Consider the following 19,241-nt stretch of genomic DNA (forward strand, 5'->3'; position numbering starts at 1 on the left):
CTCACCGGGCTGGCCCTTCGTTCGCGACTGCGGGGCTCCGCTGCGCTGCACTCCTCGCGCTCACCGGCCCGTCCGCTCCACGCGCGCGGACCGGGCATCCTTGCGCACCTCGAAGCGGACCGGGATCCGCTCGGCCAACGCCGGCACGTGGGTGACCACGCCGACCATCCGATCGCCCCGGGCCGCCAGGTTCTCCAGGGTCGCCGCCACCGTGTCCAGGGTGGCGGCGTCGAGCGTGCCGAAACCCTCGTCCAGGACGATCGACTCCAGGCTCGCCGCCGTGGTGGACATCCCGGCCAACTGCTCGGAGAGCGCCAACGCCAGCGCCAGCGACGCCTGGAACGTCTCACCCCCGGACAGGGTGCGCACGCCGCGACGCAGCCCCGCGTCATGGTGGTCGACCACCACGAACTCGCCCTTGTCGTGCACCAGCTCGTACTGCCCGGAGGACAACTCGCGCAGGATCCCCGACGCGCCGTCGACCAACAGGTCCAGCGCCTCGGCCAGCAACCACCGCTCGAAGTTGTTGGCCCGCAGGTGCCCGGCGAGCGCGCGCGCCACCTGCGCCTCCCGCTCGTGCCCCGCCCGCTGCTCGCGCAACGTCCCGGCCTGCTCGCGACGCTCGTGCAGCCGCCGCCGGTCGGCGTCGGCCCGCTCCACCGCCACCGTCGCCGCGTGCACCGGGTCGTCCCCGACCGGCACGTCGGCGGCGGCGAAGATGCCCGCGATGGCCCGCTGCACGCCGTCGGCCACCGACTCGGCCTGCGCCACGGCGGCGGCCCGACCGGCCCGCTCGGCGCGGCGGCGGTCCGCCTCGGTGGTCGCCCACTCGGTCAGCGCCGCCCACGCGGCAGCCACGTCGTCCCGATCGGTCGCCGGTGGGCCGAACCGCGCCAACCCGTCCCGGGCGGTGTCAAAGGCCCGCCACGCCGCCCGCAGCCGCTCCTCGGCGGCGTCCACAGCGGCCCGGGCCTGCCGAGCGGCCTCGCGGCCGGCCCGGACCGCTGTCGCCGCCTCCTCCAACGCGCGTCGCAGCCGGGCGTGCTCCGCCAACTCCCGGCGCAAGACGGCCGGCTCGGCCGCACCGGAGAGCTGCCCGTCCAGCTCGGCCAGCCGGGCCTCCACCTGCTCCTGCCGGGCGCGCGCCTGCACCAGCAGCCGCTCCAGCTCCCGCGCCGCCGTGTCCCGCTCCTGCACTGTCGCCTGCGCCGCCTTGGTCGCGGCCCGCGCGGCCTTGCCCGCCGCCGTCGCGGCGGCCACCGCCGAATCGGCCGGCACCGCCGGCACCTCGGCCACCGGCTGCTCGCACACCGGGCACGCCGCACCGGCATGCAGGTGCACCCGCAGGCTCACCGCCAGGTCGGTGGCCTTCGCCTCCTCGTGCGCCCGGAAGGCCGACTCCAGCTCGGTGTCGGCCCGCTCGGCGACCACCCGCGCGGCCGCCAGCGCCGCCACCGCGGCCGCGTGCTCGTCACTCGCCGCGCGTACCGTCGCCCGGACCGTGTCGGCCTCGCCGGACAGCCGATCCCGATCGTCGTACGCCCGCAGTTGCAGTCGCAGCGCGCTCTCGTCACCGGCGGCGGCCAGCTCGCCGCGCAGCTTGTCCTCCCGCTCCTCGGCCAGCGACACCCCGGTCGCCGCCGCCTCGGCGTCGGCCCGCGCCGCAGCGACCGCGCGAGCGACAGCGGTCACCCCAGCCGGGGCGCGCACCCCGGTCAGCACTGTCAGCTCGCCGTCCAGCGCGGTCAGCGCCGCCGCGGCCTCCCGTGCGGTGACCCGGGCCGCCGCCAGCTCCGGCACCGCCTCGGCCACCGCCGCCGCCAGCTCGGCCATCCGCTCCACCCGGGCGTCGGCCTCGGCCACCGACTCGTCGTCCACGCCGGTCAACCCGGCGAGCACCTGGTCGACCGCCTCCAGCCGGGCCTCCGCCTGCGCGGCGCGCGCCGTCGCCTTCTTCTGCACGTCCTCGTAGACGCCGAGGCCCAGCAGGTTGACCAGGATCTGTTGCCGAGTCGCCGGCTTGGCGTGCAGGAAGTCGGCGAACTGCCCCTGTGGCAGCACGACACAGCTGGTGAACTGCTCGTACGGCAGCCCGACCGCCTCCAGCACCGCCTGCTCCATCTCGGCGGGGGTGCCGGCCACCACCTCGCCGAGGTCGTCCGGGCTCAACCCGGTGTCCAGTTTGGTCACGTCGAAGCCGGCCGGCATCAGCTGCAACCCGGCGTTCGCGGTCTTCACGTTGCCCCGGCCGTCCCGGCGGACCACCCGGGTCGCCACGTACCGGGCGCCGCCGGACTCGAAGACCAACCGCACCCGCGCCTCGGTCGCGGACGGCGCGAGCGCGTTCGCCAACCCCCGGGCGCCACCCCAGCGGGGCACCATGCCGTAGAGGGCGAAGCAGATCGCGTCCAGCACCGTCGACTTGCCCGAACCGGTCGGGCCGATCAGCGCGAAGAAGTCGGCGTCGGTGAAGTCGACTGTGGTCTCGTCCCGGAAGACCGTGAACCCGGCCATGTCCAACCGCATCGGACGCATCAGTGCTCGACCTCCTCGAAAAGCTCGTCGAAGAGCTCCCGGACACCCTCGTCGGCGTGGCCCCGGCTGTCCAGGTAGTCGGCGAACAACTCCCGGGGCGAACGCCCCGAGCGCTGGGCGATGCGCGCGCCGCTGCCCGGGGCGGCCAACAGCTCCGGGTCGATCCGGATCTCCAGGGCCCGGGGGAGCAGCTCCTGGATCTCCTCGCGCAGGCCGGCGCGGGGTTGCTCCCGCACGTACACCCGCAGCCACGCGTCCGGTGCCTCGATCTCGGCGAGCTGGGCGAGGGTGCCCCGCACCGTGCGCAGCGCGCTCGCCGCCGTCACCGGCACCTCCCGTACCCGGGCGGCGGTGCTGGCCGTCACCTCGACCATCGTCACCGAGGGGATGTTCTCCTGCTCACCGAAGTCCACAGCGAGCGGACTGCCGCTGTACCGCACCGGGCAGGGGCCCGCGACCCGCTGCGCCCGGTGCAGGTGACCCAGCGCCACGTAGTGCGCGGTGGCCGGAAAGACGGTGGCCGGAACGGCGTAGCCCAACACGGTGTGCGCGTCGCGCTCGCCACCACCGGTGGCCGCACCGGTCACCGTCAGGTGCGCGGTGACCAGGTGCACCCGGTCCGGTTCGGTGAAACCCTCGGTCAGTCGCCCCAGCACCCGGCCCAGGTGGTCGGCGTACGTCTGGTTGGTCTCCGCGGCGGTCAGCTCGTACATCTCCAACGCGCGCACCGCGTACCGCTGGGACAGGAACGGCAACGCGGCCAGCCGCCACCGCTCGCCACCGGCGGTGGTGCCGTCGATGACGTGCTCGTCCGGATTTTCCCGCACCCCGCCGCGCAGGGTGATGCCGGCGGCGTCGGCCCACGGGCGCAGCGCGTCCAGCGCCGGGCCGTTGTCGTGGTTGCCGCCGATGGCCACCACGTCCGCGCCGGTCCGCCGCAGCGCCGTCAACGCCCTGGTGACCAGGCGGGTCGCCTCCGAGCTGGGCGCGGCGGTGTCGTAGAGGTCACCGGCGACGATCACCAGATCCGGCTGTTCGGCACGGGCGATCTCGATCACCCCGGCCAGCACGGCCTTGTGCTCGTCGGCCCGGGACTGCCCCTTGAGCACCTTTCCCACGTGCCAGTCGGAGGTGTGCAGGATCTTCATGGCTGTGCTGGCCCCTAGCTAGAACGGGATGTCGTCGTCGGTGCCACCGCCGGAGCCCACCACGGCGAACGGGTCGGCGGACTGGGTGATCGAACGCAGCGTCTCCGAAGGTGCCCGGCCCGCCTCGGAGACCCGGGTGGCCCAGGCCGGGAACGGGAACTCCAGACAGAGTGGCACCGGGATGTCCGGCTGGTTGACGAACATGGTGCCCGGCTTGGCCAGCAACGCCCGCTGACGCTGCGCGGGCGGGAGGAAGCCGTACTCCGGGCGGGACGCCTCGGCCGGGTCGAGCCGGCCGACCACCCGGATCGCCGAGTTGGTGACGATCCGCCGCTCCACCTCGCTCGCCGTCTGCTGCGCGCCGATCAGGATCACCCCGAGCGAACGGCCCCGCTCGGCGATGTCCAGAAGGACCTCCTTGATCGGCGAGGAGCCCTCCCGGGGGGCGTACTTGTTGAGCTCGTCGAGGACGACGAAGAGCAGCGGCTTGGCGGTGCCGGACTTCTCCTTGCGCTCGAACTCGCTCTTGAGCGTCACACCGACCACGAACCGCTGCGCGCGGTCGGGAAGGTTGTGCAGGTCGACCACGGTGACCTGGGCCGACTCGCTCGTGTTGATCGAGTGGGGCCGGCGGGTGGCGAGGTCGCCGCGGATCAGCCGGGCCAGGTCCTTCTTGCTGCCGATCAACCGCCGGGCGAACGCGTTGACGGTGCCCAGCCCCACCGCGCTGCCCGCCCAGTCGGAGCGGGTCTCGTCGTCGTTGAGCTGATCGACGATGTGGTCGACCAGATCGCCGTAGGAGCCGAGCCGGACCCCGTCGATGCTCACCCCGCCGTCGGCGGGCTGGGCGTAGCGGGCCAGGTGCGCGGCCACCGAGTGGACCACCATCGTGTACTGCTGGCGCTCGTCGTCGGCGTCGGCGAAGACGTACGGCAGCAGGCGGTCGGTGCAGAACTCGCTCAGCGTCCAGTAGAAGCTGTCGACGCCGGTGAGCCGGCTGCTCACATCCGGCGTGCCGGCCGAGTCGCCGGGGCGCGGCGGGGCGTACACCCGCACGTCGGGGAACGCGCCGGCGCTCAACCCGAGCTTCGCGTACGCCGCGCGGGTGGGCTCGTCGAGGCGGGTGTTGGGGTGGTCCAGGAAGAGCAGATCCTCACCCTTGACGTTGAAGATCAGCGCCTTGGCGTTGACCGCGTCGCCGCCCAGCACGCCGGAGCGGAACACCGAGTAGAGCAGGAACGTGGCGAAGCTGGTCTTGGTGGCCACCCCGGAGATGCCGGAGATGGAGACGTGCGCACCCCGACTGCCGTCGAGGAAGTCGGCGTTGAGGTAGACCGGGACCCCGTCGCGACCCATCCCCATCGGGATGCGCCGCTCCATCCGGTCGAAGTGCAGCGCGCGGGCCCGGGCGTCCCCCTCGGCCCGGTGCACCACCGCGCCCGGGGTCGGCGGCACGTACAGCTCGGGATCGACCCGGGTGGTGGTCACCTCGGCCGCCTCCTGCACCTGCGCGGGCAGCGTGCCGTCGGCGATGGCGAACACGTCGGACTCGAACTGCGCGCCCTCGTGCCGAGCGCGGACCTGGGTGACCACCCCGGCGATCGTCACCGGCTCCCGGTCCGGCAGCTCCCGTCGCGTGACCACGACGTCGTCGAGCTGGAGGTAACTGCCGGGCGCCACGGCCGTCCAGAACTGCAACGGGGTGGCGTCGGCGGTGCCCAGCACCCGCCCGACCACCTCGCCCGGGCTGTCGAGCTCGGCGTCGGTCATCGGGCGGCTCGGGTCGGTCGGGCATCACGGTCGGCGCGCATGCCCTGCATCCTGCCCGAGGAGTACGACAGGTCGCCACGCGACGCGGCGGACGACACCATGCGCCGTCACACTGACGACGGTGGGTGTGCGACCGGGCGACGGCGGGTCACGGACGGGCGTGGCGGAGCAGGAGGACGCCGTCCTCGGCGGCGAGCACGTGGCGCAGTGGCAGGTGCCGGGGAGGTGCGGCGTCTCCCGCGGTGATCCGGCCGGGGCCGGGCCCGGCCAGTAGCGGCGAGACGGTGAGGCACAGCTCGTCCACCAGGTCGGCGGCGGTGAGTGCGCCGAACAGGTGTGGGCCGCCCTCGCAGAGCAGTTGGGTGAGCCCGCGGCGGTGCAGCTCGGCGAGGCCGGCGGCCAGGTCGACCCGCTCGGCGCCGCAGCGCAGCACGTCGGCGACGTCGGTCAGCCCGGGCGGCGGATCGGCGGCGCTGTGGGTGAGCACCACCGGGCGGGTCGGCGCGTCGGCGAAGGCGGCCTGTGCCGGATCCAGGTCGAGCGAACCGGAGACGACCACCAGCGTCGGGTACTCGGTCAGCCCGTTCTCGCGACGCCAGGCGCGGCGGCGCTCGTTGAGCCGGACCGCCCGGTACCCCTCGTGGCGGAGTGTTCCGGCGGCCACGACCAGGGCGTCGCAGGTCATCCGCAGCAGACCGAACACGCGCTTGTCCGGCTCGCCGGAGAGCCCGGCGGAGTAGCCGTCCACGGTGACCGCGCCGTCCAGGCTGGTCACGAAGTTCATCCGCAGTCGGGGCTCGTCGGCACGGCCGTAGAGGGCGGTCAGCGTGGCGTCGTCGAGCGGCTGCGTCGACGGCTCGGGCCAGAGCCGTCGGATCGGAATTCCGACGGTCATTCGCCGGCCGGACCGGTGACCGGAGGGGTGGGTTCGGCGGTACGGTGCTGGCAGTCGCACCAGTTCCGGCCCGGGCAGTCGTCGTGTCGCCGGGCCCGGCACGCTCGGCAGATCATGCTGGCAGCCTAAGCCGCGGGAGGACAGGACAGCATGTCGCGTCAGATCTTCCAGCTGAAGATGTCCCTCGCCGGGACCCGCCCGCCGGTGTGGCGCCGGGTGCTCGTGCCGGCCGGCTACACGCTGGACCGGCTGCACCGGGTGGTGCAGCACGCGATGGGTTGGCGGGACTGCCACCTGCACTCGTTCGAGATCGACGCGATGCAGTACGGCGAGCCGGACCCGGACGGGGAGTTGGCGTTGCACGACGAGCTGGACGTGCGGCTCGACGCGGTGCTCGGCAAGGGCAGCCGGTTCTCCTACACGTACGACTTCGGCGACTGGTGGGAACACGACCTGGTCGTGGAGGACGCGTTGACCGCCGACCCCGACGAGCGGTATCCGGTCTGCCTGACCGGCGAGCGGGCCTGCCCGCCGGAGGGTGTCGGCGGGCCGTTGGGCTACCAGGCGCTCCTGGAAGCCCTGGACGACCAGGACGCCACGGCCGACCCCGCCAGTTCCCGCCACGCGATGCTGCGCGACTGGGCGGGTTCGACCTTCGACCCGTCCCGATTCGACCCCACCCGCGCAACCACCCTCCTGCGCCGCTTCTGCTGACCGCCCCCGCCCGGCCCTCCGGGGCCGGGTGTTGTTGATCAAGAAGTTTGCGTCAGCGGCGCCACCTTTCCTGACCGAAACCTCTTGATCACCGAGGTGGGGCGGGGGGTGTGGTTGGGGTGGGTGCGGTGGGAGTGGTCAGCGGTAACGATCTGGGAACGCTCCCAACGTCCTATTGACACTCCCGTTACCCGCCGGCAATCTCATGGGAGCGCTCCCGGAGGTGGTGTGTGTCACTCACGGACCCCGGCCCGGCGCGATGAGCACCCCCCACCACACACATCAGCCTCACCACCGGAAAGAGGGGTCAGCGAATGAGTGTCACCACGCGGCGTACCCGCCTGGCGGCCGCTGCCCTGGCCGCGATCACCGCGGTCAGCGGTCTCGCAGCCTGCGGCAACGACGACGACAAGCCGGCGGCCGGCGAGAAGCCGGCCAAGCTGGTCGTCGACACCTTCGGCGAGATGGGCTACGACGAGCTCGTCAAGCAGTACGAGAAGGACACCGGCATCAAGGTCGAGCTGCGCAAGACCGCGCAGCTCGGTGAGTACCGGCCGAAGCTGGTCCGCTACCTGGCCACCGGCAAGGGCGCGGCGGACGTCACCGCCCTGGAAGAGGGCATCCTCAACGAGTTCAAGCCCAACGCGCGCAACTGGGCCGACCTCACTCCGCTGGTCGCCGACCACTCGAAGGAATTCCTGCCCTGGAAGTGGGAGCTGGGCAAGGCGCCGGACGGCCGGCTGATCGGCCTGCCGACCGACGTCGGCAGCCTCGCCGTCTGCTACCGCAAGGACCTGTTCCAGGCGGCCGGCCTGCCCGCCGAGCGCGACCAGGTGTCGGCGCTCTGGCCGGACTGGAAGGGCTTCCACGACGCCGGTCTGAAGTACAAGCAGGGCAGCGGCGGCAAGGCGTTCATCGACTCGATCACCGCCGTCTCCAACGGGGTGCTCTTCCAGGGCAACGGTGACCTGTTCTACGACAAGGAAGACAACATCATCGCGGACACCAGCCCCGCGGTGAAGAACGCCTGGGACACCGCCACCTCGATGGCGGACATCTCCGCCAAGGCGTCCACCTGGTCGCCGGAGTGGTCGGGTGGCTTCAAGCAGGGCACCTTCGCGGCGACCTTCTGCCCGTCCTGGATGCTCGGCATCGTGTCGGACAACTCCGGTCCGGCCAACAAGGGCAAGTGGGATGTCGCGTCCGTGCCGGGCGGCGGCGGTAACTGGGGCGGCTCGTGGCTCGCGGTTCCGGCGCAGAGCAAGTACCCGAGCGAGGCTGCGAAGCTCGCCGAGTACCTGACCAATGCGAAGAGCCAGGTCGAGGCCTTCAAGCTCAAGGGCCCGCTGCCCACCAACCTGGAGGCGCTGAAGAACGACGCCTTCCTCAGCTACACCAACGAGTACTTCAGCAACGCGCCGACCGGCAAGATCTTCGGGGAGAGCGTCGCCAAGATCCAGCCGATCCACCTGGGCCCGAAGCACCAGGCGGTGAAGGAGAACGCGCTCGAGCCGGCCCTGCGGGCGTTCGAGAACGGGCAGGCCGACAAGGCCAAGGCCTGGGAGCAGTTCACGAAGGACGCCAAGACTCAGGGTGCCTTCTGAGTGATTCCCTGCCGGTGGCGTTCGGGGCTTCCCGGACGCCACCGGCCGGTCCCCTCCGCGTAGCGCCCTGCGCGAGGGCCCCCGGGCCTCGCCGGAAAAGGAAACTCGCATGAGCCTGTCGGCCACGACGGCACGGCCGTCGCCAGCAGCACCGCCTTCTCCCGACGTCGACCGCCGACGTCGACGGGGAAGGTTACTCAACCGCCTCGATGTCAAGTACTCGCCGTACCTCTACATCGCCCCGTTCTTCCTGATCTTCGGCTTATTCGGGCTGTACCCGATGCTGCGTACCGCCTGGATGTCGCTGCACGACTGGGACATGATCGGCGAGCACACGTTCATCGGCTTCGACAACTACACCCGGCTGGTGTCCGACGAGTACTTCTGGAACGCGCTGGTCAACACGTTCGGCATCTTCGCCCTGTCGACCATCCCGCAGTTGTTGCTCGCCCTCTTCCTGGCGAACCTGCTCAACCGGACCCTCCTGCGCGCCAAGACCTTCTTCCGGATGGCCATCTTCATGCCGAACGTGGTGTCGGTGGCCGCGGTCGCGATCGTCTTCGGGATGTTGTTCCAGCGGGAGTTCGGCCTGTTCAACTGGCTGCTCAGCTTCGTCGGTGTCGACCCGGTCGACTGGGACGGGCACCGGTGGAGCTCCTGGACGGCCATCTCTTCCATGGTCAACTGGCGGTGGACCGGGTACAACACCCTGATCCTGCTCGCCGGCATGCAGGCGATCCCGAAGGACCTCTACGAGGCCGCGGAGATCGATGGCGCCAGCCCGTGGCGACAGTTCTGGCAGATCACCCTGCCCATGCTCAAGCCCACCTTCATCTTCGTGGTCATCCTGTCCACGATCGGCGGCATGCAGCTCTTCACCGAGCCCCTGCTCTTCGGCAACGGCAACATCATCGGCGGCAACCAGCGGGAGTTCCAGACGCTGGCCATGTACATGTACGAGATGGGCATCGTGAACCTGAACACCGCCGGCTACGGAGCAGCGGTTGCCTGGGCGATCTTCATGATCATCATCGTGGTGTCGCTGTTCAACTTCCTACTCGTCCGCCGCTCGGCGAAGTGAGGAGAGATCGATGATCTCGGCTTCCCAGCGCCTGTGGCGCACCAGCCCGCTGACCTACCTGGCGCTCGTCCTGGCGGCGCTGCTGTCGATCTACCCGTTCTACTACATGCTGGTGATCGGCAGTCGCAGCCTGGACAACATCAACGACGTGCCGCCGCCGCTGACCCCCGGTGGCGCGTTCGGTGACAACTTCGGGCGGGTGCTCGACAACGACGCCGCCAACTTCCTCACCGGCATGATGAACTCGATCATCGTCTCCTCGGTGGTCACCGTGTCGGTGGTGCTCACCGGTTCACTGGCGGGGTTCGCCTTCGCCAAGCTGAAGTTCCGGGGCAGCAACGCCCTCCTGCTGGCGATCATCGTCACCATGATGATCCCGACCCAGATGGGCCTCATCCCGCTCTGGTCCATGATGCAGGACCTGGGATGGTACGACACCCTCTACGCGGTCACCGTGCCGTTCCTGGTCAGCGCCTTCGGCGTGTTCATGATGCGGCAGTACGCGAGCCAGGCCATCTCCGACGAGCTGATCGAGGCCGGCCGCGTCGACGGGGCGAGCACGTTCCGGATCTACTGGAGCATCGTGCTGCCCGCGCTACGTCCCGCCGCCGGCGTGCTCGGTCTGCTGACCTTCATGGAGACCTGGAACTCGTTCATCTGGCCGTACGCCATCCTCACCCCGGAGAACCCGACCCTCCAGGTCTCGCTCTCCTTCCTCTCGTACGCCTACTACACCGACTACTCCCAGGTGTTCGCCGCCACGGCGATCGGCACCATCCCCCTGGTAATCGTCTTTCTCGTGTTCGGCCGCCAGATCATCGGCGGGATCATGGAAGGTGCCGTCAAGTCGTGAGCAACCCCGCCAGCCCACCCGCCGTCGACGTCCTCGACGAGCGCCCCGGGCTGACCTTTCCACCCGGATTTCTCTGGGGGGCCGCGACGGCGGCGTACCAGATCGAGGGGGCGGCGGCCGTGGACGGCCGCGCCCCGTCGATCTGGGACACCTTCAGCCACACCGAGGGTCGGGTCGTCGCCGGGCACACCGGGGACGTCGCGTGCGACCACTACCACCGCCTCGGCGACGACGTCGCGCTGATGGCCGAGCTGGGCCTGAAGTCGTACCGTTTCTCGGTCTCCTGGTCCCGGGTGCAGCCCACCGGCACCGGCGCGGCCAACCCGGGCGGCCTGGACTTCTACCGGCGACTGGTGGACGAGCTGCTGGCCAACGGCATCGAGCCGTGGCTCACCCTCTACCACTGGGACCTGCCGCAGCCGTTGGAAGACGCCGGCGGCTGGCCGGCGCGGGACACCGCCGCCCGGTTCGCCGACTACACGACGCTGGTGGCCGACGCGCTCGGTGACCGGGTGCGCTACTGGACCACGCTGAACGAGCCGTGGTGCTCGGCGTTCCTCGGCTACGGCTCCGGCGTGCACGCCCCCGGCCGCACCGACGGAGCGGACGCGGTGCGTGCCGGACACCACCTGATGCTCGGTCACGGCCTGGCCGTGCAGGCACTGCGGGCCGCCCGCCCGGCCGCCGAGGTGGGCGTGACCGTCAACCTCTACCCGGTCGACCCGGCCAGTGACAGTCCCGCCGACTCCGACGCCGCCCGGCGGATCGACGGCTTGGCCAACCGGTTCTTCCTGGATCCGCTATTGCGCGGGTCGTACCCGGAGGACCTGGTGGCCGACCTCAGCACGGTGACCGACTTCGCGCACGTGCGCGACGGCGACCTGGCGACCATCTCCACGCCGCTGGACCTGGTCGGGGTCAACTACTACAGCCGCCACGTGGTCGCCGCGCCGGTCGAGGGCGTGGCGGCCGACCCGGCCCCCTCGTGCTGGCCGGGCAGCGAGGACGTCCGGTTCGTCACCCGTGGCGTTCCGGTCACCGACATGGGCTGGGAGATCGACGCCCCGGGTCTGACCGAGACGCTGCGTCGGGTGAACGGCTACACCGACCTGCCCCTGTACGTCACCGAAAACGGTTCCGCGTTCGTCGACTCGGTGGTCGACGGGCAGGTCGACGACGTCGACCGGCTGGCCTACTTCGACGCCCACCTGCGCGCCGCCCACGAGGCGATCGACGCCGGAGTGCCTCTGCGGGGATACTTTGCCTGGTCGCTGATGGATAATTTCGAATGGGCCTGGGGTTACACCAAGCGGTTCGGCATGATCCACGTCGACTACGACAGCCAGGTTCGCACCCCCAAGTCCAGCGCCAAGTGGTACGCCTCGGTGATCCGGCGCAACGGTCTGGCCGCACAATAGGCTCGGGCCAGCCATCAGGACGGCCCCGGCGTCCACCTCTCGCAGGTGGCGCCGGGTCCGCCCGCCGTCGGAGGAGCAGACGATGACAACGCAGCGCACCCGGTCGCTCGGGCGCCCGACCCTCGACGCGGTCGCGGCGCGTGCCGGCGTCGGTCGGGGCACGGTCTCCCGCGTGGTCAACGGCTCGCCCCAGGTCAGCCCGGAGGCCCGGGCCGCGGTCCAACAGGCCATCGCAGAGCTGGGGTACGTGCCGAACCGGGCCGCCCGTGCGCTCGTCACCCAGCGGACCGACTCCGTCGCGCTGGTGGTGTCCGAATCCGGCGAGCGGGTCTTCACCGAGCCGTTCTTCGCCAGCATCGTGCGGGGGATCAGCTCCGGGCTGCTGGAGACGCCGATGCAGCTCTGGCTGGCCATGGCCCAGTCGCCGGTGGAACGGGAGCGGGTCGAGCACCACCTCACCAACCAGCACGTCGACGGCGTACTGCTGCTGTCGTTGCACGACTCCGACCCGCTGCCGACGTTGCTGGAGGAGCGCGGCCTGCCGGCCGTGCTCGGCGGTCGGCCCGCCCGGATGCTGCAACCCGGCGCCCAACCGGCCTGGTTTGTCGACGTGGACAACGTTGGCGGGGCCCGGCAGGCGGTGGAGTACCTGGCCCGGCAGGGGCGGCGGCGCATCGCCACCATCGCCGGAACGCAGGACATGGGCGTCGGCCTGGCCCGGCTGACCGGCTACACCGAGGCGGTCAAGGCCACCGGGGCCGGCGTCAACCCCGACCTGATCGCGTACGGCGACTTCAGCGAGGGCAGCGGCGCGGCCGCCATGCGTCGCCTGCTGGACGCCTGTCCGGACCTGGACGCGGTCTTCGTCGCCTCCGACCTCATGGCGTTCGGTGCGCTGCGTACCCTGCGCGAGGCCGGCCGGCGGGTGCCGCAGGACGTCGCGGTGATCGGCTTCGACGACGCGACGATCGCCCTGCGGGCGGAGCCGCCGTTGACCACTGTCTTCCAGCCGGTGGAGGAGATGGGCCGGCAGATGGCCCGCCTGCTGGTGGCCCGGATCCGTGGCGAGGAGCTACCCGCCTCCCACATCCTCCTGGACACCCAACTGGTCCATCGAGCCTCCGCCTAACCCACCACCACCCCCACACGGGAAGGGGGTTACGGGGTCCAGCGGCGGAGTTCGCGCTTGGCCAGGGAGTTGCGGTGCACCTCGTCGGGGCCGTCGGCGAGGCGCAGGGTGCGGGTTTGCGCCCAGAGGGCGGCCAGTGGCGTGTCCTGGCTGACACCGGCGCCGCCGTAGGCCTGGATGGCCTTGTCGATCACCCACTCCGCCATGGCCGGCGTGCCGATCTTGATGGCCTGGATCTCGGTGTGCGCGCCCTTGTTACCGACGGTGTCCATCAACCAGGCTGTCTTGAGCACCAGCAGCCGGGCCTGCTCGATGCGGACCCGGGACTCGGCGATCCACTCCCGGACCACGCCCTGCTCGGCCAGCGGTCGGCCGAACGCGATCCGTTCGTTGGCGCGGCGGCAGAGCAGCTCCAATGCCCGCTCAGCCATTCCGATCAATCGCATGCAGTGGTGGATCCGGCCGGGCCCCAGCCGGGCCTGGGCGATGGCGAAGCCGGTGCCCTCGGCGCCGATCAGGTTCTCCGCTGGCACCCGGACGTCGGTGAAGTCGATCTCGGCGTGCCCGCCGTGAGAACCGTCGGTGTAGCCGAAGACGGTCATGCCCCGGCGCACTGTCACCCCGGGGGTGTCCCGGGGGACCAGCACCATGCTCTGCTGGCGGTGCCGGTCGGCGGCGGGGTCGGTCTTGCCCATCACGATGAAGATCTCGCAGCGCGGGTCCATGGCCCCGGACGACCACCACTTCCGTCCGTTGATCACGTACTCGTCGCCGTCGCGGGTGATCCGGGTGGCGATGTTCGTGGCGTCGGAGGACGCGACGTCGGGCTCGGTCATGCAGAACGCCGAGCGGATCTCACCCTCCAGCAGCGGCATCAGCCAGCGCTTCTGCTGCGCCTCCGAACCGAACTCGGCCAGCAGCTCCATGTTGCCGGTGTCCGGTGCCGCGCAGTTGACCGCCTCCGGCGCGAGGTGCGGGCTGCGCCCGGTCAGCTCGGCCAGGGGAGCGTACTGGAGGTTGGTCAGACCGGCGCCGTAGCGCGGGTCGGGCAGGAAGAGGTTCCACAGGCCGCGCTTGCGGGCCTCCGCCTTCAGCTCGGCCAACACCGGGGTACGCGACCACGGGTCCCCGGTGGCCACCTGCTCGGCGTGCACGGCCTCGGCCGGGTAGACGTGCTCGGTCAGGAACCGGGTCAGCTCGGCGCGCAGTTCCTCGGTCCGGCTGTCGTATGAGAAGTCCATCACCGCTCCCTGGCGGCGGTCAGCCCGTGCGCGACCAGCGGTGCCACCATCTCGCCGATCCGGTCGAAGCCCTCGCCGAGCGTCTGCCCGAGCGTGTGGCGGTAGTGGATGCCCTCGCAGATGACAGCGAGCTTGAAGCAGCCCAGCGCCACGTGCCAGTGCAGCGGCCCGACGTCGACATCGCTGCGACCGGCGTACCTGTCGATCAGCTCGCCGCCGGTGGGAAAGCCGGCGCGCGGGCCGAGCCCGTCGGCGACGGGGTTGCCCGCGGCGGTGTCGCTGCCACCGAGCACGTCCCAGTACGTCAGTAGTAGCCCCAGGTCGGCGAGGGGGTCGCCGAGGGTGGCCATCTCCCAGTCGAGCACCGCGTGCACGGCGACCGGGTCGGCCGAGGCGAGGAGGTTGTCCAGTCGGTAGTCGCCGTGCACGATCCGGCCGGCGTTCGCGCCCTCCGGGGCGGTCGCCGCGAGCAGGTCACGCAGCTCGTCGATGCCGGGCAGCGGGCGGCTGCGGGAGCGGTCGAGCTGCCCGGCCCAGCGGCGGACCTGCCGGGCGAGGTAGCCCTCGGGGCGGCCGAAGTCAGCCAACCCGACGCTGGACGGGTCGACGCTGTGCAGCGCGGCGAGCGTGTCCATCATCGCCATGGCGAGGGCCCGGCGACGCTCGTCGCCCAGTGGGTCGGTTTGCGCGCGGGTGCGGAACACCTCGCCGGGCATCCGCTCCATGAGGTAGAACGGCGCGCCGATCACCTCGGGGTCGGTGCAGAGCAGCAGCGCGCCCGGGACCGGCACCTCGGTCGGCGCCAGCGCCGAGATGACCCGGAACTCGCGTGCCATGTCGTGCGCGGTCGCCAGCACGTGCCCCAGCGGTGGGCGGCGCAGCACCACCTCGCGGTCGCCGAGGCGCAGCAGGTAGGTGAGGTTGGACTTGCCGCCCGCGATCAGCTGGGCGCGCAGCGGCCCGACGGCCAGCTCGGGTCGGTGCGTTGCCAGATGGTCGGCGAGACGGTCCAGGGCCAGCCCCGCCGGGGAGACGGAATCGGCCCTCGGCCGTGACGCGTCGACGGCCGGATCGCTCATCCGACTAGTTGATGGCAGCCCGCTCACGTTGTCAAGGTCAGAGTTTCCGCTCGGGACATGCCCCTGCAACAGGGACGAAATGGTCAACTACCAGGCTGGGGTCAGCCTGCCGGCCGCTCTTTTTGCCGGCCCGCCGAGCGGAGGGACAGACATGTTGCTGCGAGTTCGGGTCACCCTGCCGGACCGTCCGGGCACCCTCGGTCAGGTCGCCCGCACCTTGGGCGTCTCCGGGGCGGACATCGTCCAGGTGGTGGTCCTCGAACGGCTCGGCGGGCGTGCCGTGGACGACTTCACTGTCGTCTGGCCGGGCGCGGCGCGGGTGGAGCGGCTGCTGGCTGGCCTCGCGGCGATCCCCGGAGTGCGGGTGGACGGTGTGTGGCGGGCGATCGGCGCGCCCACCACCACCGGCCAGGACGCGGAGCTGTTGGCCCAGGTCGCGGCCAACCCGGCCGACGGGTTGGCCACCCTGGTCGACGCGGTGCCGGGGCTGCTGGCCGCCGACTGGGCCGTGGCCGCCGTGGTGCCGGTCGACTGGGCCTCGCGGAGCGGGGGCGGTGGGGCGACAGTGGGGCACGCGAGCTGGCGTGCCCCCATACCCCCGCGGTTGCCGGAGGTGACCCCGCTGCGCGGCCGGTCGATGACCACGCCCGACGGCACCCACCACGCGATCGCGCCGTTCGGCCGGGCGGGCCTGGTGCTGGTGGTGGCCCGTGAACGCAGCGAGACCCTCTCCGCCGCGGCGTTCCACAGCACCGAGGTGGATCGGCTCACCCAGCTCGTCCGCGCCTGCGCGGTGATCCTCGGTGACCGACTCGATCTCGTCGGCGCGCCGCCGGTGGTCGCCGGCCCCTGAGCGACCCGAGGAGTTCCCGGGCCGACACCGCCGGGCAACCGGGCGGCAACAGGCGGGGATGAGGCTCTTACCGGGGAAGGGAGCCAACCATGACGTTGTGGCGGATCCGAGCGACTGTGGACGACCGACCGGGTTACCTGTCGGTGCTCACGGCGAGCCTCGCGCTGCGTGGGGTCAACATCCTCACCGTGCAGGTGCAGCCCACCGAGCAGGGCGCGGTGGACGATTTCCTGGTCGACGCGCCGGACGCGCTCGACGAGGCCGAGCTGATCGCCGCGGTCGAGCGTGGTCGGGGCCGGGACTGCTGGGTGGCGCGCAGTGAGGCGCGTGGTCTGGCCGACCAGCCCACCCGGGTGCTCGGGCTGGCCAACCGGCTGGTGCGTGACCCGGACGCGACGGGCGAGGCGTTGCAGACCCTGCTCGCCGCCGACGTCGTCAGTTGGCGACCGGCGTCGGTGGGCGGCGAGCGGGGGATCACCGGGGCCGCCATGCTGTTGGCCGACCCGGCGGGCGGTTCGTTCGCGCTGCGCCGGGCCGCGCCCGACTTCACCCCGGCGGAGTACGCGCGGGCGCAGGCCCTTGTCGAGCTGGCCGCCACAGTGGCGCGCCGGGCCGCCGAACAGGTCACAGTGGTGCTGCCCGACGGCGCGGAGGTGGCCGTCCGGCCAGCCAGCGCCCACGATCTGTCCGGCGTGGCGGAGCTGCACGAGGCGTGCTCACCCCGTACGCGGCAGCGGCGTTACCTGGGCGGCGCGGCGCTGCCGCAGCCGGCCCGCCTGCGTCGACTGCTGGAGCCGAGCCGAGGGCTGACGCTGATCGCCAGCACCACCGGCGCCGACGGCACTGCCGAGTCGGTGGTCGCCATGGCGAACCTGCTCGGCGAGGGCGACGAGGCCGAGGTGGCGCTGCTGGTGCGAGACGACTGGCAGCGGCGCGGGCTCGGCTCGGCGTTGCTGCGCCGGGTGGTCCAGCACGCCGACCGGTCCGGGTACGCGGCGCTGGTGTTGCACGTGCAGGCCACCAACGACCCGATGCTGCGTACGCTGCACCGGCTGGGCAGGCCCGCCGCGACGGAGCGCGACGGCGGGCTGCTCACCCTCACCGTCCCGCTCGTTGTCGCCGCGCCGGCGGACCGGAAGGCCGCGTTCGTCACGCCGGGCGTCTAGGGCCCGACGAGGGCCCCTTGTGCGCGCCAGCGTCCACAAGGGGGCCTCTCCCGTTGCGGTGCTCAGGTGGTGGGGTAGCTGTTGTAGTCGGGGAAGTTGCCGTAGAGCCGCCTGTCGCCGCCGACGGTGACTGCCTGCACCAGCAGGTCGCCGCCGACGAACGCGCCCTTCCAGGAGGCGCCCCGGCCGCCGAACGGTTCGTCCCGGTCACCGCGTGAGCGTGGTTTGTTGATGCCCACCTTGAACGCCTGAAGGTCCACGGCGAGCTTGCCGGCCTCGTCGGTGTCGTCGCAGGCCAGCGACGCCACCAGCGCACCGTTGGAGGCGTTCATGGCGGCCAGCAGCTCGTCGGTGGTGTCCACCACGACGATCGTGTCGACCGGACCGAACGGCTCGGCGTGCATCAGCCGGGACCGTCCGGGCGGGGCGAGCAGCACCGACGGTGCCACGTACGCCGAGGTGTCCTGCCCGGGCAGGAACGGCGCGCCGGTGAGCTTGCCCCGGTGCAGTGGGATCGCGCCGCCGCGGACCGCCTCGTCGACGGTGCGGCGTAGCTCGTCGGCCTTGGCGGCGCTGATCAGCGGACCGAAGTCCAGCTCGGGCAGCGGGTCACCGGTGGCCCAGTCGTCGCCGACGGCGAGCGGGTGACCGAAGCGGACCGAGCGGACGACCGGCAGGTACATGTCGAGGAATTCGTCGACCAGGTCGCGTTGCACCACGAACCGGGGGTACGCGGTGCAGCGCTGCTTGCCGTACTCGAAGCCCTTCCTGAGGTGCGTGGCGAGTAGGTCCCACTGGGAGAAGTTCCAGATGCCCCAGGCGTTGAGACCTTCCTGCTCGATGAAGTGCCGCTTGTCGCTGTCGAGCAGCGCGGCGGCCACCTTGCCGCCGTTGGACCGACCGCCGACGAACGCCACAGCGCCGATCTCGGGTGCCCGGACCAGCACCTCGGACAGCTCCCCGCCGCTGCCGGAGACGAGTGTGGCGGGCAGCCCGGCCCGGCGCATCAGCGCGTGCGCGACGGTCAGGCACACCGCGCCGCCCTGGGACGGAGTCTTGGCGATGACCGCGTTGCCGGCCAGGAGCTGCACCAGCTCGGCGTGCACCAGCACGCTCATCGGGTAGTTCCACGACGCGATGTTGCTGACCGGGCCGGGCAGCGGCTCGCGGCCGTCGGCGAGCATCCGGTCGATCTCGCCCGCGTACCAGCGGACGCCGTCGAGCGCCCGGTCCACGTCGGCGCAGGCCAGCCGCCACGGCTTGCCGATCTCCCACACCAGCAGCAGGGCGAGCAGGTCGCGGTGGGCGGTGAGCGAGTCCAGGGCCTCGGCGACCCGGGCCTTGCGGTCGGCCAGCGGGGTCTGGGCCCAGGCCCGGTGCGCGGCGGCGGCGTGGGCGACCGCGGCGCGCGCGGTGGTCGCGTCGACCCGGGGCAGGTTGATGAGGACGGTGTTGTCCACCGGGGTGCGGACCGGGGTGGGCTGGCCGACCGCCCGCCATTCGCCCTCGACCAGGTTGTGCAGTGTGGTGACGCCGCCTACCTCGGCGCCGAACGCCTCCGGGGTGGCGGCCACCGCGCGGGCCAGGATGTCGGTCCAGGCGGTGTCGTCGGCGAGTCGTGGTGCCATCGCTTCTCCTCAGGGTTGACCAGGGAGCGGCGGCGTCGACGGCACCGCTGGTGAGCGGTACTGTCTCGCGCTTGGTAGTGGGTCAGCAACAGTACGTTCGTCTGGCTGGCCGCCGGAGCGCTCGAAC

Annotated in this window: 15 protein-coding genes; 8 read left to right on the forward strand and 7 right to left on the reverse strand. The window is 71.8% G+C overall.

Translation table 11 applies throughout. From position 1 onward, the window contains the following. Window positions 1-60 precede the first annotated feature (60 nt). The 4 genes from KBX08_RS11565 to KBX08_RS11580 all read right to left on the reverse strand — a co-directional run bounded on the left by KBX08_RS11565 (window position 61) and on the right by KBX08_RS11580 (window position 6,348). Window positions 61-2,535, reverse strand: coding sequence for an AAA family ATPase (locus tag KBX08_RS11565; RefSeq protein ID WP_210783178.1), 2,475 nt, complete (start codon window positions 2,533-2,535; stop codon window positions 61-63). Further along, window positions 2,535-3,683: an exonuclease SbcCD subunit D gene (locus KBX08_RS11570; protein ID WP_112675573.1), complete on the reverse strand. Its 1,149-nt coding sequence runs from the start codon at window positions 3,681-3,683 to the stop codon at window positions 2,535-2,537. Before KBX08_RS11570 ends, KBX08_RS11565 begins: the two co-directional genes overlap by 1 nt. 18 nt (window positions 3,684-3,701) lie before the next feature. After that, complete coding sequence (locus KBX08_RS11575; protein WP_210783180.1) at window positions 3,702-5,453, reverse strand: ATP-binding protein; 1,752 nt, start codon at window positions 5,451-5,453, stop codon at window positions 3,702-3,704. 148 nt (window positions 5,454-5,601) lie between these two features. Next, window positions 5,602-6,348, reverse strand: a complete 747-nt coding sequence (locus tag KBX08_RS11580; RefSeq protein WP_210783182.1) for a pyrimidine reductase family protein — start codon at window positions 6,346-6,348, stop codon at window positions 5,602-5,604. Window positions 6,349-6,498: 150 nt separating this feature from the next. On the opposite strand from KBX08_RS11580, the gene KBX08_RS11585 reads away from it, so the two are divergent. The 6 genes from KBX08_RS11585 (at window position 6,499) to KBX08_RS11610 (ending at window position 13,147) form a co-directional block, all read left to right on the forward strand. Continuing rightward, on the forward strand, window positions 6,499-7,062 hold the full coding sequence (locus KBX08_RS11585) for a plasmid pRiA4b ORF-3 family protein (RefSeq protein WP_210783183.1): 564 nt from the start codon (window positions 6,499-6,501) through the stop codon (window positions 7,060-7,062). 314 nt (window positions 7,063-7,376) lie between these two features. After that, window positions 7,377-8,666 (forward strand): ABC transporter substrate-binding protein, encoded by a 1,290-nt coding sequence (locus tag KBX08_RS11590; RefSeq protein WP_210783184.1) that lies wholly within the window; start codon window positions 7,377-7,379, stop codon window positions 8,664-8,666. Window positions 8,667-8,775: 109 nt separating this feature from the next. Beyond that, window positions 8,776-9,747 carry a carbohydrate ABC transporter permease gene (locus KBX08_RS11595; protein ID WP_210783186.1) on the forward strand — a complete coding sequence of 324 codons (972 nt, stop codon included), beginning with the start codon at window positions 8,776-8,778 and terminating at the stop codon, window positions 9,745-9,747. Window positions 9,748-9,757: 10 nt separating this feature from the next. Further along, entirely contained in the window at window positions 9,758-10,600 is an 843-nt protein-coding gene (locus KBX08_RS11600) for a carbohydrate ABC transporter permease (protein WP_210783187.1), read from the forward strand. Continuing rightward, window positions 10,597-12,018 carry a GH1 family beta-glucosidase gene (locus KBX08_RS11605; protein WP_210783189.1) on the forward strand — a complete coding sequence of 474 codons (1,422 nt, stop codon included), beginning with the start codon at window positions 10,597-10,599 and terminating at the stop codon, window positions 12,016-12,018. The genes KBX08_RS11600 and KBX08_RS11605 overlap by 4 nt, the downstream gene beginning before the upstream one ends. Before the next feature lie 82 nt (window positions 12,019-12,100). Continuing rightward, the gene (locus tag KBX08_RS11610; RefSeq protein WP_210783191.1) at window positions 12,101-13,147 is read left to right on the forward strand and encodes a LacI family DNA-binding transcriptional regulator; all 1,047 of its coding nucleotides are present in this window, start codon (window positions 12,101-12,103) and stop codon (window positions 13,145-13,147) included. Window positions 13,148-13,176: 29 nt separating this feature from the next. On the opposite strand, the gene KBX08_RS11615 is transcribed toward KBX08_RS11610, so the two are convergent. Together KBX08_RS11615 and KBX08_RS11620 are read right to left on the reverse strand one after the other, a co-directional pair. Next, window positions 13,177-14,388 carry an acyl-CoA dehydrogenase family protein gene (locus KBX08_RS11615; RefSeq protein ID WP_210783193.1) on the reverse strand — a complete coding sequence of 404 codons (1,212 nt, stop codon included), beginning with the start codon at window positions 14,386-14,388 and terminating at the stop codon, window positions 13,177-13,179. Then, a complete protein-coding gene (locus tag KBX08_RS11620) occupies window positions 14,388-15,467 on the reverse strand; it encodes a phosphotransferase family protein (RefSeq protein WP_210783195.1) in 1,080 nt (359 codons plus the stop codon). The genes KBX08_RS11615 and KBX08_RS11620 overlap by 1 nt, the downstream gene beginning before the upstream one ends. 151 nt (window positions 15,468-15,618) lie before the next feature. Here KBX08_RS11620 and KBX08_RS11625 point away from each other — a divergent pair, with 151 nt between their 5' ends. Together KBX08_RS11625 and KBX08_RS11630 are read left to right on the forward strand one after the other, a co-directional pair. After that, window positions 15,619-16,320 carry an amino acid-binding protein gene (locus tag KBX08_RS11625; protein WP_210783197.1) on the forward strand — a complete coding sequence of 234 codons (702 nt, stop codon included), beginning with the start codon at window positions 15,619-15,621 and terminating at the stop codon, window positions 16,318-16,320. Window positions 16,321-16,409: 89 nt separating this feature from the next. Next, window positions 16,410-17,486, forward strand: coding sequence for a GNAT family N-acetyltransferase (locus tag KBX08_RS11630; RefSeq protein WP_210783199.1), 1,077 nt, complete (start codon window positions 16,410-16,412; stop codon window positions 17,484-17,486). A gap of 62 nt (window positions 17,487-17,548) precedes the next feature. Here the strand turns inward: KBX08_RS11630 and KBX08_RS11635 are convergent, their stop codons facing one another. Next, a complete protein-coding gene (locus KBX08_RS11635) occupies window positions 17,549-19,114 on the reverse strand; it encodes an aldehyde dehydrogenase family protein (RefSeq protein ID WP_210783201.1) in 1,566 nt (521 codons plus the stop codon). Window positions 19,115-19,241 lie beyond the last annotated feature (127 nt).

This window comes from Micromonospora sp. H61 (assembly GCF_018070325.1).
GTDB lineage: Bacteria > Actinomycetota > Actinomycetes > Mycobacteriales > Micromonosporaceae > Micromonospora > Micromonospora salmantinae.

What these genes read in the sequence shown, in the direction of transcription:
- KBX08_RS11565 (WP_210783178.1), bottom strand. Translation starts at nt 2,535, where the DNA reads ATGCGTCCGATGCGGTTGGACATGGCCGGGTTCACGGTCTTCCGGGAC.
- KBX08_RS11570 (WP_112675573.1), bottom strand. Translation starts at nt 3,683, where the DNA reads ATGAAGATCCTGCACACCTCCGACTGGCACGTGGGAAAGGTGCTCAAG.
- KBX08_RS11575 (WP_210783180.1), bottom strand. Translation starts at nt 5,453, where the DNA reads ATGACCGACGCCGAGCTCGACAGCCCGGGCGAGGTGGTCGGGCGGGTG.
- KBX08_RS11580 (WP_210783182.1), bottom strand. Translation starts at nt 6,348, where the DNA reads ATGACCGTCGGAATTCCGATCCGACGGCTCTGGCCCGAGCCGTCGACG.
- KBX08_RS11585 (WP_210783183.1), top strand. Translation starts at nt 6,499, where the DNA reads ATGTCGCGTCAGATCTTCCAGCTGAAGATGTCCCTCGCCGGGACCCGC.
- KBX08_RS11590 (WP_210783184.1), top strand. Translation starts at nt 7,377, where the DNA reads ATGAGTGTCACCACGCGGCGTACCCGCCTGGCGGCCGCTGCCCTGGCC.
- KBX08_RS11595 (WP_210783186.1), top strand. Translation starts at nt 8,776, where the DNA reads ATGAGCCTGTCGGCCACGACGGCACGGCCGTCGCCAGCAGCACCGCCT.
- KBX08_RS11600 (WP_210783187.1), top strand. Translation starts at nt 9,758, where the DNA reads ATGATCTCGGCTTCCCAGCGCCTGTGGCGCACCAGCCCGCTGACCTAC.
- KBX08_RS11610 (WP_210783191.1), top strand. Translation starts at nt 12,101, where the DNA reads ATGACAACGCAGCGCACCCGGTCGCTCGGGCGCCCGACCCTCGACGCG.
- KBX08_RS11615 (WP_210783193.1), bottom strand. Translation starts at nt 14,388, where the DNA reads ATGGACTTCTCATACGACAGCCGGACCGAGGAACTGCGCGCCGAGCTG.
- KBX08_RS11620 (WP_210783195.1), bottom strand. Translation starts at nt 15,467, where the DNA reads ATGAGCGATCCGGCCGTCGACGCGTCACGGCCGAGGGCCGATTCCGTC.
- KBX08_RS11625 (WP_210783197.1), top strand. Translation starts at nt 15,619, where the DNA reads ATGTTGCTGCGAGTTCGGGTCACCCTGCCGGACCGTCCGGGCACCCTC.
- KBX08_RS11630 (WP_210783199.1), top strand. Translation starts at nt 16,410, where the DNA reads ATGACGTTGTGGCGGATCCGAGCGACTGTGGACGACCGACCGGGTTAC.
- KBX08_RS11635 (WP_210783201.1), bottom strand. Translation starts at nt 19,114, where the DNA reads ATGGCACCACGACTCGCCGACGACACCGCCTGGACCGACATCCTGGCC.